Annotated in this window: 16 protein-coding genes; 4 read left to right on the forward strand and 12 right to left on the reverse strand. The window is 65.3% G+C overall.

Annotated elements, in window-relative coordinates; genetic code table 11:
• The first annotated feature begins 10 nt into the window (after positions 1–10).
• Positions 11–256, forward strand: coding sequence for a hypothetical protein (locus CH283_RS15930; protein WP_068052299.1), 246 nt, complete (start codon positions 11–13; stop codon positions 254–256).
• Here the strand turns inward: CH283_RS15930 and dnaG are convergent.
• From dnaG to CH283_RS15965, 7 genes are read right to left on the reverse strand one after another with little or no spacing between them, the layout of a single operon-like run.
• The gene (dnaG, locus tag CH283_RS15935; protein ID WP_094640181.1) at positions 253–2,169 is read right to left on the reverse strand and encodes a DNA primase; all 1,917 of its coding nucleotides are present in this window, start codon (positions 2,167–2,169) and stop codon (positions 253–255) included. The two genes, CH283_RS15930 and dnaG, sit on opposite strands and share 4 nt — an antisense overlap.
• Before the next feature lie 53 nt (positions 2,170–2,222).
• Complete coding sequence (locus tag CH283_RS15940) at positions 2,223–3,497, reverse strand: deoxyguanosinetriphosphate triphosphohydrolase (RefSeq protein WP_094640182.1); 1,275 nt, start codon at positions 3,495–3,497, stop codon at positions 2,223–2,225.
• Positions 3,498–4,214 (reverse strand): YdcF family protein, encoded by a 717-nt coding sequence (locus tag CH283_RS15945; protein ID WP_068052310.1) that lies wholly within the window; start codon positions 4,212–4,214, stop codon positions 3,498–3,500.
• Positions 4,215–4,269: 55 nt separating this feature from the next.
• Entirely contained in the window at positions 4,270–4,878 is a 609-nt protein-coding gene (locus CH283_RS15950; RefSeq protein WP_068052311.1) for a response regulator transcription factor, read from the reverse strand.
• Between the two features lie 12 nt (positions 4,879–4,890).
• On the reverse strand, positions 4,891–6,000 hold the full coding sequence (locus CH283_RS15955; protein WP_094640412.1) for a sensor histidine kinase: 1,110 nt from the start codon (positions 5,998–6,000) through the stop codon (positions 4,891–4,893).
• A gap of 46 nt (positions 6,001–6,046) precedes the next feature.
• The gene (locus CH283_RS15960) at positions 6,047–6,850 is read right to left on the reverse strand and encodes an ABC transporter permease (RefSeq protein ID WP_094640183.1); all 804 of its coding nucleotides are present in this window, start codon (positions 6,848–6,850) and stop codon (positions 6,047–6,049) included.
• Positions 6,847–7,791 (reverse strand): ABC transporter ATP-binding protein, encoded by a 945-nt coding sequence (locus CH283_RS15965; RefSeq protein ID WP_094640184.1) that lies wholly within the window; start codon positions 7,789–7,791, stop codon positions 6,847–6,849. Before CH283_RS15965 ends, CH283_RS15960 begins: the two co-directional genes overlap by 4 nt.
• 128 nt (positions 7,792–7,919) lie before the next feature.
• Between CH283_RS15965 and CH283_RS15970 the strand changes: the two genes are divergently transcribed.
• A complete protein-coding gene (locus tag CH283_RS15970; RefSeq protein WP_255183233.1) occupies positions 7,920–9,872 on the forward strand; it encodes a TPM domain-containing protein in 1,953 nt (650 codons plus the stop codon).
• A gap of 69 nt (positions 9,873–9,941) precedes the next feature.
• Here CH283_RS15970 and CH283_RS15975 read toward each other — a convergent pair whose 3' ends face one another.
• The gene (locus CH283_RS15975) at positions 9,942–11,327 is read right to left on the reverse strand and encodes a glycine--tRNA ligase (RefSeq protein WP_094640185.1); all 1,386 of its coding nucleotides are present in this window, start codon (positions 11,325–11,327) and stop codon (positions 9,942–9,944) included.
• Positions 11,328–11,511: 184 nt separating this feature from the next.
• Between CH283_RS15975 and CH283_RS15980 the strand changes: the two genes are divergently transcribed.
• The gene (locus CH283_RS15980; protein WP_306437454.1) at positions 11,512–11,973 is read left to right on the forward strand and encodes an ArsR/SmtB family transcription factor; all 462 of its coding nucleotides are present in this window, start codon (positions 11,512–11,514) and stop codon (positions 11,971–11,973) included.
• Positions 11,970–12,410: a Fur family transcriptional regulator gene (locus CH283_RS15985; protein WP_037193030.1), complete on the forward strand. Its 441-nt coding sequence runs from the start codon at positions 11,970–11,972 to the stop codon at positions 12,408–12,410. The genes CH283_RS15980 and CH283_RS15985 overlap by 4 nt, the downstream gene beginning before the upstream one ends.
• Positions 12,411–12,416: 6 nt before the next feature.
• Here the strand turns inward: CH283_RS15985 and CH283_RS15990 are convergent, their stop codons facing one another.
• From CH283_RS15990 to recO, 4 genes are read right to left on the reverse strand one after another with little or no spacing between them, the layout of a single operon-like run.
• The gene (locus CH283_RS15990) at positions 12,417–13,409 is read right to left on the reverse strand and encodes an iron-siderophore ABC transporter substrate-binding protein (RefSeq protein WP_094640186.1); all 993 of its coding nucleotides are present in this window, start codon (positions 13,407–13,409) and stop codon (positions 12,417–12,419) included.
• 50 nt (positions 13,410–13,459) lie between these two features.
• Complete coding sequence (locus CH283_RS15995; protein WP_068052323.1) at positions 13,460–13,879, reverse strand: hypothetical protein; 420 nt, start codon at positions 13,877–13,879, stop codon at positions 13,460–13,462.
• Entirely contained in the window at positions 13,872–14,690 is an 819-nt protein-coding gene (locus CH283_RS16000) for an isoprenyl transferase (RefSeq protein ID WP_068052326.1), read from the reverse strand. Before CH283_RS16000 ends, CH283_RS15995 begins: the two co-directional genes overlap by 8 nt.
• Positions 14,647–15,480: a DNA repair protein RecO gene (gene recO / locus CH283_RS16005; protein WP_068052329.1), complete on the reverse strand. Its 834-nt coding sequence runs from the start codon at positions 15,478–15,480 to the stop codon at positions 14,647–14,649. The genes CH283_RS16000 and recO overlap by 44 nt, the downstream gene beginning before the upstream one ends.
• Positions 15,481–15,516 lie beyond the last annotated feature (36 nt).

Consider the following 15,516-nt stretch of genomic DNA (forward strand, 5'->3'; position numbering starts at 1 on the left):
GGACCTACTGATGATTCGTTTGGTACTGGCGGCTGGAGCTGCTTATGTGCTCGGTGCCAAGGCAGGACGGGGCCGGTACGAGCAGATTCGCAAGACTGCGAACGCCGTTGCGTCGAGCCCCGCCACCAAGAAGGCGATCGAGGTCGGCCGTCAGAAGCTGTCCGATTCCCTGAACACGCAACCGCGGCTCGAGCCGATGCAGCCGATCGACGACGAGACCCAGGTCTTCGTTCCCCGCGATCAGCTGCGGCGCTAACCGACCTCGGCCACACTTCCGACGGCGAGCTCGAGCAGACTGCGGCGGTACTGCTCGAGGGCGATGAGGTCGCCGAACAGCGCGTTGTAGTCGTCGGGCTTCTCCACCGGTGACATGCGCTGCAGTTTCGATTTCAGTTCGGCCACCTGTTGGCCGACCCACACCTCCTGCAGCCGTGCGAGTACGCCCGAGATGTAACGGGTGAGAGCGTCGTCGGCCACGCGCATCGGGTCGACGGCCAACTCGGTGACCAACGACACGACAACGGCGTCCTTGGCCTGTTTGGCCACTGCGTCGACCCACTCCCCTCCGCCCAGGCCTGCAGCGGTGCCGCCGGCAGCGGCCACCGCGTCGCGGACGGCCGAATACGCCGGATGGTGGAAGCTCTCCGGCGGGAGCGAATCGAAGACCGTGCCCGCCACGGCAGGCATCTGCAGCACCGCCTTGAGTGCTTCTCGCTGCGGCCACAGAGTCGGATCGGTGGGGTTGGGACGCGGAGGACCCGTGGGGGCCGGTGCCGGAGCGGCCTGACGCTTCTCGAACGGGACACGTTTGCCGCTCGTGTCGCCCCTGGCACCCTTCTTCGCCTCGTCGCGGACTCGGGCGAGCACCATCGCGGTGTCGTCCCAGCCGGTCCACCCGGCCAACTGCCGGGCGTACTCGTCCCGCAACGACGCGTCCTTGATGCGGGCGACCACCGGGACGGTTCGCTTCAACGCCTCGACGCGTCCCTCGGGCGTGTCCAGATCATGTTCTCGCAGAAGTGATTTGACCACGAAGGCGAACATCGGGGTACGCCTGGCGACCAGATCGCGAACGGCGTTGTCGCCGGACTTCAGCCGTAGGTCGCACGGGTCCATTCCGTCCGGGGCGACGGCGACGAACGTCTGACCGGCGATCTTCTGATCACCCTCGAACGCCTTCATCGCGGCGGCCTGGCCGGCTTCGTCGCCGTCGAAGGTGTAGATCACTTCCCCGCGAAAGTAGCTGTCGTCCATCATCAGTCGGCGCAGCATCGCCAGGTGGTCCTCGCCGAACGCGGTTCCGCAGGACGCCACCGCAGTCTTGACGCCTGCCAGATGCATCGCCATCACGTCGGTGTAGCCCTCGACGATGACGGCCTGATGGGACTTCGCGATTTCCTTGCGCGCCAGATCGAGGCCGAACAACACCTGAGACTTCTTGTACAGCATGGTTTCCGGGGTGTTGATGTACTTACCCGGCATCGTGTCGTCGTCGAACAACTTGCGCGCACCGAAGCCGATGACGTCGCCGCTCTGGCTGCGAATGGGCCACACCAGCCGGCGCCGGAAGCGGTCGATGGGCGTTCCGCGCTTGCCGGGTGTCGCCAGCCCTGCGTCGACGATCTCCTTGGCCTCGAACCCCTTGCCCAGCAGGTGTTTGGTGAGGGTGTCCCAGCCGTCGGGTGCATACCCACAGCCGTAGGCCAACGCCGCATGGCCGTCGAAATTGCGTTCGGTCAGGTAGTCCCGCGCGGCCTGGGCGTCGGGACCGCTGAGCCTGCCTGCGTAGAACTCCTGCGCTGCTGCGTTGGCGGCGATCAGTCGCGCACGGGTGCCGCGGTCGCGCTGAACCGACGGGCCTCCGCCCTCGTAGGAGATCGAATAGTTCAGCCGGTCGGCCAGTTGCTCGACGGCCTCGACGAACGAGATGTGCTCTATCTTCTGCAGGAAGGAGTAGGCGTCACCGCCCTCGCCGCAGCCGAAGCAGTGATAGTGACCGTGATTGGGGCGAACGTGGAACGACGGGGATTTCTCGTCGTGGAAGGGGCACAGCCCCTTCATGGAGTCGCCGCCCGCGCGCTTGAGCGAGACGTAGTCGCCGACTATGTCCTCGATCCGTGTGCGTTCGCGAATGGCGGCGATGTCGCGTTCAGGAATTCGGCCGGCCACGAAGGGCAGTCTAGTCCCGATCCGGACCTACCCACATTCGGTCGGCGGAGCGATCAGCCCCAGCTGGCCTGAGCCCCGAGTGACCGCTTGTCGATCAATTCGAGGCGACTTTCGGTGTACGAGGCGATCTGGTCGACGACCACACGAGTGCGTTCCGCATCGCTGTCGGCCCGCTGCCACGCGGGCACCAGAATGGGGTCCAGTTCGCCAGGAGCAGAGCGCATCAACCACTCGGCGACGCGGTGGATACGGTCGCGTTGGCGCTCCTGGCGGATCTTGTGTCCGGCATCGGACATCACGTACCGCAACGCCATCGTCTTGAGCAGTGCAACTTCCGAGCCGACGATCGACGGCACCACCAGGTCGGCGTCGTATCGGCTCAGCGGCGCAGTGCCGTACTTCTCGTGGGTGCCCTCGATCGCGGCGGTGGCGAAGCGGCCTACCAGTTCACTGGTCATGTGCTTGAGCGCAACGGATGCGGCGAGAGTGCCGTCGTAGCGTCCGACCGCGACCACGACGGGCATCCTGGACAGTCGATCTGCGGCCTCGATCAGTTCCTCCACATCGAGTCCGCGAAATTCCGAGACGCCGAGCTCGGCGAGGGCGCGTCGCTCGATCGGATCAGAAAGCGCCCGTAGATCGATTCGGGCGTCGATCACACCGTCCTCGACATCGTGGACCGAATACGCGACGTCGTCGGACCAGTCCATACTCTGCGCTTCGAGGCACTTGTGCTTGTCCGGAGCGCCGTCACGTACCCAGCCCAAGATAACGGAATCGTCGTCGTAGGCACCGAACTTCGCTCCGGGGGCTGGCCTGATCCATGGGTACTTGGTTGCGGCATCGAGCGACGCCCGGGTCAGGTTGAGTCCTGCGCTGCGGCCGTCGGAGTCGAGGATTTTCGGCTCGAGCCCGGTCAGGATGCGCAGGTTCTGCGCGTTGCCTTCGAACCCACCGCAATCCTGAGCCACTTCGTCGAGGGCGCGTTCGCCGTTGTGTCCGTACGGCGGGTGGCCGATGTCGTGCGCCAGCCCGGCGAGGTCCACCAGATCCGGATCGCTGCCGAGCCCCTCGGCGATGCTGCGGCCGATCTGCGCAACTTCGAGCGAGTGCGTCAATCGTGTGCGCGGGGTGTCTCCGTCTCGAGGACCGGTGACCTGAGTCTTGTCGGCGAGCCTGCGCAGCGCGGCGCAATGCAACACGCGCGCTCGATCGCGTGCGAACGCGCTTCGATGCGAGGCGTTGTCCGCCCCGGCCCGCAGTCCTGCGGTCTTCGGGGGTTCGGTGACGAATCGTTCGACGTCGTGCGCCGAGTACGTGCCGCTCATCTACTGGCCCGCCGTGTAGGAGAAGTCCGCGGTGAAGTGGGTCAGCTGATACCACAGCAGAGCGCCTGTCTCCCTGGCGATTCCGTGCGCCTGGGATTCTCTGGTGTAGACCGCGGGCCCGGTGCGCGTGGGCGAAGTCCAGGCATCGAGGCCGGCGTCGCGCGCCATGGTTCGGGTGCGTAGTGAATGCCACGGATCGCTGACCAACACCACCGACGACCTGCCCTGCTCACGCAGTGTGTTGCTCACCGCCTCGATGCTCTCGAGGGTGTCCGAGCCGGTCTCGACGGCGATGATGGCGTCGGCGGGAACTCCCTGATCGATCAGATAGTTGCGGCCCGACGCGGCCTCGGTGAACAGGTCGCCCTCCTGCTTGCCACCGACGGTGACGATCTCGGGGGCGATTCCCTGCTCGTACAGCGACGCGGCCTGGGACAGTCGTGCCTCGAACACCGTCGAGGGTGTGCCGCTGTACTGAGCAGCGCCGAGTACGACGATGGCGTCGGCCTTGGAGTAGTCGTCGATGCGCGCCACCTGCCATACCCGCACCGCTGTTCCCGCGACCAGCACCAACGACATCAGTACCACTCCCGCGACCAGCCGACCGGTCCAGCGTCCGAGCGTTCCGAAGAAGCCGAGGCGCTCGGGACCGGGGTCCGGGGCATACCGGTCGTCGTACGGATCGCCGTACGAATCTCGGTCGAGAGTTGAATTCACTCCTCGAGTTTGCCAGGCCCTGGCATCGGAACCGTCACGGCGCGCCTCGAACGACCTACAGCCACCCTCGATCCTCGGCCACCCGGACCGCCTCGGCCCTGGTGCTCGTGCCAGTTTTTCCGATCGCCGACGACAGATGATTGCGCACCGTGCCCTCGGAGAGGTGGACCTGAGCAGCGATGGCCCCAGCGGTTCCGCCCCTGGCAGCCGCGCGGAGAACCTCCTGCTCTCGGGCCGTCAGTGGAGAGACGCCATCGGTGAGGGTTTCGGTCGCCAGCGTCGGATCGACGACGCGAAGCCCCATGTGTACGCGCCGAACGGCGTCGGCCAGCTGCTTGGCGGGAGTGTCCTTGACCACGAAACCCGACGCACCCGCATCGATGGCGCGTCGCAGGTATCCCGGTCGCCCGAACGTGGTGACGATCAGCACCCTCGACTGCGGGGCGACGAGCGCCAGTTCGGCGGTGACCTCGATACCGTTCTTGCCGGGCATCTCGACGTCGAGCAGGACGACGTCGGGTCGATGTTCGAGAACGGCGGCGGCAACCTCGTCTCCACGTCCCACTTCGGCGACGACCTCGAGATCGTGTTCGAGCCCCAGCAGGGCCGCAAGTGCGCCGCGCACCAGGGCCTGATCGTCGGCCAACAACAACGTGATGGTCATCGCGCCTGCGTCCTATTCACCGTGTACCTCCACCCTGAACCCACCGGTCGGCACCCGGGCGATCGTCAGTGAACCACCCGCTGCCGTCACCCGTTCACCGAGACCGCGCAGACCGTTGCCACCGGACTGCTGGTCTGCCGGTCCCACCCCGTCGTCGACGATGGAGATGCTCGACGCCGTCAGCGTCACCCGGCACTGCCGTGCACGCGAGTGTCGAACCACGTTGGTCACTGCTTCGCGGAGCACCCAGCCGAAGAGTTCTCGATGCCGCAGCGGCACCACGTCGGCGTCACAGGGCAGATCTGCTTCGATCCCCGCCGCGGTCAAAGCCGTTCGTGCACTGGCTAACTCGGATCCGACGTCGACCTGGCGCATGCCCCCGACGGTACTGCGCACGTCGGCGAGTGCTTGCCGAGCAAGGGTTTCCAGTTCCGCGATCTCCACGGCCGCGCGGGCCGGATCGATCTCGATGAGCCTGCCCGCCAATTCGCTCTTGACGGTGATGACGGTCAGCGAGTGGCCCAGAATGTCGTGCACGTCCCGGCTCATGCGCTCGCGTTCGGCCACGATGGCCAGATCGGCCAATTGTTGCCTGGCCACGGCCAATTCGTGATTGCGCTGGAAGACCTGCGTGATCCCCCATGCCGCGGCCGCGCTGATCAGCAGCTGAAATGCGAAGAAGGTGTCGGGCTCCCAGGACGAGATGAAGCGTGGCACCGCTTCGACGAGCGCAACCATCACCACCACCAACACCCACGCTTGCCTGACCGGCAGGGTCATCATGGCCAGTACTGCGATGTAGACGGTCGCGCCGAATGCGGTAGTTCCGATCCATACACTCATGAACACGGTCAGCGTGATCATGACTCCGAGCGCGATCCACGCCTGGGAGACCGGCAGCGGCTTTCCTCGGCGGTGTCCGTTACGAAAACGCCAGAAAGTGGACGTGAACACGGCACCGAAGGCAACGATCGTGACGACCCCGGCAACCTTCGCCGGCACGTATTCCAGAGCGAGGATGTCGTTCAGCGGATAGATCAGGTACACCAGCCAGATGGCACCGAACATCCAGCCGAACCGCCAGATCCGTCCCTCGGGAAGGTCGGCGGTGAACGTGGTCATGTCGCCCACGGTATCTCTGTGGACGACATGATCAGCGGTTTCGGTCTCACGCACGCTTGGTGTCTTTGCGGAACAGCAAGGACGCTCCGGCGACGAAGATCGCGGCCCACACCACCAGGTTCACCACGGCGATCACCAGGGTGCCGGTGTCGGCCGAGGTGAACGGTGCCCGGGACACGGTCGCCAGGCCGTAGAGCGGGGTGAACTGGGCCAGCATCGGAAACCAGCCGCTGTCACCGAGCGGGACGAACAGTCCGCCGGCCAACGCCAGGAAGGCGAGCACCGGTCCGAGGATCTGCATGACGTTCTCCGAGGGCAGCAGGTAGCCCATGAACAGCCCGAACGCGGCGAACACTGCCGACCCGAGCCACGCGATCGCTCCGCAGCTGAGCCACACCCAGATCGGCATGTCTGCTCCGAAGAACTTCGCGACGACGAACACCACGACGATTGCGGCTGCACCCATCGTCATGGCCACGAGAACCTTGGTGACGATGTAGGCGACGGGCTTCAGCGGAGTCAACCGCAACTGGCGGCTCCACCCCTGCGCCCGTTCGACCGAGACCATCGCTCCCCCGCTCGTGGTCGCGAGCATCGCGCCGTAGACGGCCATGCTGATGGCGATGTAACCGGTGACGTTGCCGTGCGCGAAGGGGTAGTCGGTCCGGTAGTCGGATTGCGTGCCGAAGATGACGAAGAACACCGGCGGCATCACCAACGTGAAGATCAGAGTTCGCTTGTTCCGGAAGAGCCTGCGGATCTCGAGTCCGAGGAAGGTCGGGGAGAATCCGCCGCAGGCAACGGCTCTGGCAGAGGTGCGGGTGGCTGCGGAGTGTGCTGTCGTGGTCATCGGATGCTCCCGGCGAGGTCGTTTGCGGCTGTGTCGTTTTCGGCTCTGTCGTTTTCAGAATCGGTGGTCAGGGCGAGGAATGCGTCTTCGAGGTTGCGCGAGACGATTTCCAGATCGGTCGCGTGTGCATCGTTGAGTAGGTATCGGGCCACGGCGTCGGAGTCGCGTCCGTGCACGATCACCCGATCGCCACGTGTGTCGACGCGGTCCACCCCCGGCAGAGCCAGCAACACCGACTGGTCGACGCCGGGCAGGGTGGCGGTGACGGTGCGTCCTGCCGCCAGGTTCTTCACCTCGGCGGCGCTGCCGTCGGCGACGATCTTGCCGTGCCGCACCAGCACGATGCGGTCTGCGTACGCGTCGGCCTCGTCCAGATAGTGCGTTGCGAACAGCACCGTGCGGCCGGTGCTGGCGTCCTGGCGAATGGCGTTCCAGAAGTCGCGACGCCCCTCGACGTCCATGCCGGTGGTCGGCTCGTCCAGCACCAGCAGATCCGGATCGGGCAGCAGAGCGAGCGCGAACCGAAGCCTTTGCTGCTGACCGCCGGAGCATTTCGCCACTCGACGGTCTCCGATATCGGCGATGCCGGCCCTGGTCAGTACCTCCTTCACCGACCGGGTGTGGGCGAACAGTGCCGAGGTCAGCTCGACGGTTTCGCGGACGGTCAGATCGCGAAGCAGACCGCCGGTCTGCATGACGGCCGAGATGCGCCCCTGGGCGATGGCGTCGGCGGGCGTTCCCCCGAACACCGAGACCGTCCCGGTGGTGGGTGTCGCCAGGCCGAGCATCATGTCGATGGTGGTCGTCTTTCCCGCTCCGTTCGGTCCGAGGAATGCGACGACCTCGCCCGGTTCGATGGACAGGCTCAGCCCGTCGACCGCCCGGACCGAGCCGTAGGTCTTGGTGACGCTGCGCAGTTCGACTGCTTTCGTTGTGGTCATGGGAATCACTCTGCGGCGGCCGAGCAGCTCCGACCTCGTTCGGGCGTCACGATTGCGAGGTGACAACTGTCATGCATCCGGATCGACCTGCTCGATCTCACGGGCGCGTAGCCGGTAGATTTCAGGCCATGGCAGTCCAGCACCGGCGGCACACCAGCGCCCCAGTCGTTCGAGAAGCAATCCATCGATTTCGTCGTCTCGCCGCCGTGGGTGCTCTGACCCTCTTCGCCGCGGTCCTGCTCGCGCCGGGAGTTGCATCCGCCGAGGCTCCGTCGCGACTGGCCACACAGATCACCGACAACGTCCAGGCACTCGACCCGGATGCACTCGCCGAGGTGCAGACCTCGATCGACGATCTCTACGGCAGCAGCCAGGTTCGGTTGTGGGTCACCTATGTCGCGGACTTCGACAACATGTCGGCGGCGAACTGGGCCGAGCAGACGTACCAGAGAAGTGACCTCGGCCAGCGCGACGTTCTGCTCGCCGTGGCCACCGTGGACCGTTCGTACTACCTCGCGGTGAACACCGGCCTGTCTCAGATCACCACCTCCGAACAAGATTCGATCCGTGTCGACGATGTCGAACCTGCACTGCGCGAAGAAGATTGGTCCGGTGCGGCCATTGCGGCAGCCGGTGCACTCGGCGACGCGTACGCCTCGAGCGGCAGCGGTGGCTCGTCGGCACCCCTGCTGATCGGAGTCGGCGCACTGGCCGTGGCGGGCGGCGGAGCCGTCGTCTACTCGTCGCGCCGCAAGAAGGCCCGAGTCGCCGCCGAGGTCGAGGCCGTGGCGAAGATCGACCCGAGCGACCCGGCCGCACTGGCCGCCTTCCCCATCGACGTCCTCGACACGCGGGCCAAGGAAATTCTGATCGAGACCGACAACGCGGTGCGCGCCAGCGAAGAGGAATTGAACCTCGCCCGTGGAGAATTCGGAGATTCCGCGGCCGCGCCGTTCATCACCGCCTACGACAACGCCAAGAAAGCCCTGGCCTCGGCGTTCGAGATTCGTCAACGCCTCGACGACGCCATTCCGGAAACTCCGGATCAGCGACGGGCGATGCTCGTCGAGATCATCTCCTCGTGTGGCCAGGCCGATCGCGAACTCGATTCGCGGGTGGAGGAATTCGACGGGTTCCGCGATCTCGTGATGAACGCCGACGCCCACCTCGACGAGCTCACCCAGGCTGTCGTCGGCTTGACGGTGAGAATTCCGCAGTCCGAATCGGTTCTTGCTCAGCTGCATTCGGACTTCTCCGAATCGGCGCTGAACTCGATTGCCGACAACGTCACGATGGCCAAGGAGCGCATGGCGCTGGCCGAGGAGAACATCGAGGCCGGACGCTCGGCGGCGGCACTCCCGCCCGGCAAGCAGGGGCCGGCGGTCACCGCGATTCGCACGGCCGAGCGAGCCGTCGACCAGGCCAAGACCCTGCTCGATGGCGTCGACCATGCCCGTGACGACATCAGGCATGCCATCGCAACCCTGCCCGACGCCATCGCGGACGTTCGACGCGACATCGAGCAGGCTCGTGGATTGGCCGAACACGGCGGGGCCGAACTGCAGGCAGCCGTGACAGCCGCCCAGACTGCATTGAAGAACGCGGAGACGGCGCAGTCCTCGGACCCTCTCGGCAGCTACACCGCCCTCGCCGAAGCCGATGCCGAACTCGAGAAGATCGTCGACGAGGCGTCGGCGGACAAGGCGGCCGGGGACCAACTTCGGGCCCGCCTGGATCGCGATATCGCGGCCGCTCAGGCGCAGATCACCGCCGCTGCGGACTACATCTCGACGCGCCGCGGCGGAGTGGGTGCCGACGCCAGAACGCGCCTGTCCGAGGCCGAACGGCACCTCGGTGCGGCGCGTCAGCTCGAACCCGAGAACCCGGACGAGGCCCTCAAGCACGCGCACGCTGCGAGCCAATTGGCCTCGCGCGCATCGCAGATCGCCCAGTCCGACGTGCAGAACTGGGAGAATCGCCACGGTCCGCGCGGTGGCAGTAGCGGCGGCAACATCGCCGGTGCGGTCCTCGGCGGCGGCGGCGGTGGTGGCGGATTCGGCGGTGGCGGCGGCCGCTTCTAGTTTCTCGACAGACAGACGACAGGGCCCGATCTCATCGCGAGATCGGGCCCTGTCGTGTGTGTGAGGTTCCTACGCGCCGATCAGACGAGACGCGATGTACCCCTCGACCTGATCGAGTGCCACACGCTCCTGCGCCATGGTGTCGCGCTCGCGGATGGTGACGGCGTGATCGTCGAGAGTCTCGAAGTCGACGGTGATGCAGAACGGCGTGCCGATCTCGTCCTGACGACGGTAACGGCGACCGATGGCTCCGGCGTCGTCGAATTCGACGTTCCAGTACTGACGCAGTTGCTGCGCAAGATCTTTCGCCTTGGGCGTCAGATCGGCGTTACGCGAAAGCGGGAGCACCGCGACCTTCACCGGGGCCAGACGACGGTCGAGCTTGAGCACGACGCGCTTGTCGACGCCGCCCTTGGCGTTGGGTGCCTCGTCCTCGGTGTACGCATCGACGAGGAACGCCATCAGCGAACGCGTCAGACCGGCCGCAGGCTCGATGACGTACGGGGTGTAGCGGGTGTCGGTGGCCTGCTCGTAGTAGCTCAGATCCTGGCCCGACGCCTTCGAGTGCACCGAGAGGTCGTAATCCGTGCGGTTCGCGACGCCCTCGAGCTCACCCCACGCGCTGCCCTGGAAGCCGAACTTGTACTCGATGTCCACGGTGCGCTTGGAGTAGTGCGACAGCTTCTCCTTGGCGTGCTCGTAGAGCCGCAGGTTCTCCGGATCGATACCGAGGTCGGTGTACCACTTCATGCGGTAGTCGATCCAGTACTGATGCCACTCGTCGTCCTCGCCCGGCTTGACGAAGAACTCCATCTCCATCTGCTCGAACTCACGGGTGCGGAAGATGAAGTTGCCGGGCGTGATCTCGTTACGGAAGCTCTTGCCGATCTGGCCGATGCCGAACGGCGGCTTCTTGCGTGAGGTCGTCAGCACGTTGGCGAAGTTGACGAAGATGCCCTGCGCGGTCTCGGGACGCAGGTAGTGCAGGCCCTCTTCGTTGTCGACCGGGCCGAGGAAGGTCTTGAGCAGGCCCGAGAATGCACGCGGTTCCGTCCAGGAGCCGGGCTCACCGGTTTCGGGATCGCGAATGTCGGCGAGGCCGTTCTCCGGCGGGTGGCCGTGCTTTTCCTCGTAGGCCTCGATGAGGTGGTCGGCGCGATACCGCTTGTGCGTGTGCAGCGACTCCACCAGCGGGTCGGAGAACGTCTCGACGTGGCCCGACGCCTCCCACACCTCGCGCGGCAAAATCACCGAGGAGTCCAGCCCGACGGTGTCGTCACGGCTGGTGATCATGTTGCGCCACCACTGCTTCTTGATGTTCTCCTTGAGCTCGACGCCCAACGGACCGTAATCCCAGGCCGACCTGGTACCGCCGTAGATCTCGCCGCACGGGTAGACGAGGCCTCTGCGCTTGGCGAGGTTGGCGACGGTTTCGACTTTGGACTTGGGTGCCACTGGCGGAGCTCTCCATCTTCGGTTACATCGTGTAAGAGGTGACGTGGGCGTTTTCGCCCTGATCAGACTATCTGGCTCGGCGGTCGAATCCGAACAGCGGTCAGGTGCGGAAGTTGACATGCGCACTTGTGCATATCACAATGAATACGATTTGCAATAACAACTACTGCACTAACCTGGTGCCATGACGTCGATCGTGCAGGGAGAGTCCGCCGGCAACGAACCGGCGGCCGAAGGAGCCGCAACCGTGTCCACGGACTCGACAGTGGAAGCAAGTTCGCCCCACCGGCAAGACCCCGAGCATCCGTTGCACTCCGGCGATCCGTTCGCCGACGCTCCCCCGGCTCATATTCCGCCGAAGGAAACTCTGGCTGCGGCAGGCGACATCCTGCGGGCACTGGCGGCCCCGGTACGCATCGCCATCGTGCTGCAGCTGCGCGAGTCCGAGCGGTGCGTCCACGAACTCGTCGTCGCCCTCGGTGTCACGCAACCGTTGATCAGCCAACACCTTCGGGTACTCAAGGCAGCGGGTGTGGTGCGCGGAGAACGCAACGGACGCGAGGTCCTGTACCGGTTGGTCGACGATCACCTCTCCCACATCGTCGTCGACGCCGTGGCCCACGCCGAGGAAGGCCGGAACCTGTGACCGACAAGTCCACCGACACCGCCACCCCCAGACGACCCGTCGTCGTCGGGGTGCGAGCCACCAAGCAGCGCAGCGCGATCTCGGACCTGCTCGACACCATCGAAGAGTTCAAGTCCGCACAAGATCTGCACGACGAATTACGCAAGCGCGGTGAGGGTATCGGCCTCACCACGGTGTATCGCACACTTCAGACCCTGGCGGACGCCGGGACGGTCGACGTACTGCGCACCGACAACGGGGAGTCCGTCTACCGGCGCTGCTCCTCGGGACATCATCATCACCTGGTGTGCCGCTCGTGCGGTTTCACCGTCGAGGTGGAAGGTCCCACTGTCGAGAAGTGGTCGCAAAGCGTCGCCGAATCCAACGGTTTCAGCGACGTCAGCCACACGATCGAGATATTCGGCACCTGCAGTCAGTGCAGCGCTGCCGCTCGCTGAATCCGCTCAGGCGACGGCGTCGGCCACGCGAGGCACCACCGCGTCGATGGCGAACGGAATCGACAGCACCGAGTTGTACGTGATCGCTCCACGCTGATCGATGGACAACGGAACGATCGCATCGTTTCGGGCGGCTGTCAGCGTTCCGAAGATCGGGTTCTCGGCCACGACGTCGATGTCCTCGCTGGTGCCGAGGTAGAGAACCACGTCGGCGTCGAGCTGCGAGATGTTCTCTGCCGAGACCGGAACGAAGAAGTTGGTGCCGTCGTCCTGGGCCAGAATCGGTTCCGGAATCTCGAAGCCCAGCGACGTGACGAACGTGCCGCGGGCATCACCGGGCAGATATGCACCGAATTGGCCGTCGTACGGAAGCACCACGGCTGCAGTCTTACCCGCGAACTCCGGATGTGCGGCTCGCACCTGTTCGAGCGAAGCGGTGGTCTGCGCGTTCAACTCCTCGCCGCGTTCTGATTCGCCCATCGCGCGAGCGATCGTGTCGGTCGCCACCTCGCGGTCCACGGCATAGGCAGCCGATCCGGCCGGTCGAGCGACCGTCGGGGCGATATCACTGAGCCTGGCGTACGTGGCCTCGTCGAAGCCCGCGTTGAGCCCGGTGATCAGATCCGGTGCCAGCGAGGCGATCAGCTCGAAGTTCGGCTCGGACTCGGAGCCCAGCAACGTCAATGGTGCATCACCGACCAACTCGTCGGTCCACGGACCCAGTCCGGTCTCGTAGAACGTGTACCCGGCGTTGCCGACGGGAACTGTGCCGAGCGCGATGACGGCATCGGCGTCGGACACCCCGAGTGTGACGATGCGCGTGGGCTTCTCGGCGATGGTCGTGCTGCCGTAGATGTGATCGATGACGACCGGGAATACACCGTCCGCCGATTGCGTCGCCGTGTCGCCGTTGTCGGCAGTCGAACAAGCTGTCCCGGCCACACCGAGGGCGATCACCGCCACCACCGCCGTGAGCATTCGGGTCCACCGCACAGTCATCGCATCCGCCTCTACTGGGAAGTAAGTACAGGCAAACCTTAGCTGACCGATCAGGGAAGTAGGCCCTCACGCGCCTTTTCGACTCCGGCGAGCACCAGGATGAGCATCGTCAGCATGGCCTCGTCGTCCAGACCGTTCGCAGGAAAGGTGTAGCGCAACAGCACATCCGCGAGCTTGTCGTGGGTGTTGACCGAGATGGCACCGAACTGCGAATCCGCATTGCGGTCGGCGACCTTCTTGTGCAGAGCCGGCTTCAACGGCCGGTCCCACGCCAGGACTGCAGTGAGCGAGAGCACCTCGAGCTCGGGCGAGAGTCGCACGGCACGCAACGAACACAGAGCACCCGCATAGTCGAAACCGAGCGACCCCTCGTCGCCGAGTGTGACCGTCGCGAACTGTGAGAGCGCCAACTGGGCACGGGCCTGCAACGAAAGCCCCTCGTCCGGCGTCCCGTTCGCGGTGTCACTCATATTTGACTCCACCGAATCGTCGGTCCCGCGAGGCGTATTCGATACACGCCTCCCACAGATCCCGTCGGTCGAAATCCGGGAAGAGCTTCTTCTGGAACACGAACTCCGCATAGGCCGACTGCCAGAGCAGAAAGTTCGACGTCCGCTGCTCCCCCGACGGACGCAGGAACAGATCCACGTCGGGCATATCCGATTCGTCCAGGTACTTGGCGACGGTGGCCTCGGTGATCTTCTCGGGGTTCAGCTTGCCCGCAGCCACCTGTCGAGCAATTTCCCTTGTGGCATCGGCAATCTCGGCCCGACCACCGTAGTTGACGCACATCGTCAATGTCATCACGGTGTTGTGCTTGGTCAACTCCTCGGCAACTTCGAGTTCCTTGATGACACTGCCCCACAACCTCGGTCGACGGCCGGCCCAGCGAACCCGGACGCCCATCTCGTTCATCTCGTCGCGCCGCCGACGAATGACGTCACGATTGAAGCCCATCAGGAACTTGACCTCGTCGGGACTGCGCTTCCAGTTCTCCGTCGAGAAGGCGTACGCGGAGAGCCACTGCACCCCGATCTCGATGCACCCGCAGACGGTGTCCATGAGCACCGCTTCACCCTGCTCGTGTCCTGCGGTGCGCGGCAGACCGCGATCCTGTGCCCACCGACCGTTGCCGTCCATCACCAGTGCGACGTGGCGAGGAATCAGTTCCGGCTGCAGGATGGGCGGACGAGCGCCCGACGGATGCGGATCGGGAGGGCGCACCGTCGACTGTTCGTCAGGCCGAGGCCCCTGCTCTCGTCGTCGAATCACGGTCCCCATCCTGCCCGACGGTGTCGGCGAACACGGAGTCAGGTTGCGCCAGCGGTACCTGATGCGGGTGCGAACGTTCGATGAGCGGAAGCGTGCGCAACTGTCGTTCCAGATGCCATTGCAGATGAGCCGCCACCAGTCCACTGGCCTGCTTGCGGACGGCATCGGAGGTGGTGACGGTGTAGTCCCATTCCCCGCGCTCGAGCGCAACCATCAGATCGAGAACACCGGTCGACGGCGTCGCCGATCCCGGCGGTCGGCAGTGCACACACACGGCTCCACCGGCCGCGACATGGAACGCTCGATGTGGGCCCACCGCTGCGCACCGCGCGCAGTCGGTCAGTGCGGGAGCCCATCCGGCGAAACCCATCGCGCGCAGCAGGTACGCGTCGAGCACCAGCTCGGGGGGCCTGACGTGCTGCGCGAGGGCACGCAGGGCACCGACGGTCAACTGATGCAGCCGCTGTGCGGGTGCATGCTCCTCGCCCGCCAGCCGTTCGGCAGTTTCGAGAACCGCGCAACCGGTGGTGTAGCGACCGTAGTCGGCCACGATGTCTCCGCCGAACGCGTCGACCGTGTGCACCTGGGTGACGATGTCGAGGTTGCGCCCCGGATAGAGCAGAACGTCGATGTGCGCAAACGGTTCCAGCCGCGCACCGAACTTGGATTTGGTGCGGCGAACCCCCTTGGCAACGGCCCGCACGATTCCGTTCTCCCTGGTCAACAACGTGACGATGCGATCGGCCTCACCCAGCTTGTGCTGGCGCAGGACGACTGCGTTGTCACGGTATGGCCTCACGTCATCCAGTGTCCCACGCGGGCTGCGGCGGTGACC

Origin of the sequence: Rhodococcus sp. 05-2254-2, assembly GCF_002259095.1 — a bacterium.
Classification (GTDB): Bacteria; Actinomycetota; Actinomycetes; order Mycobacteriales; family Mycobacteriaceae; genus Rhodococcoides.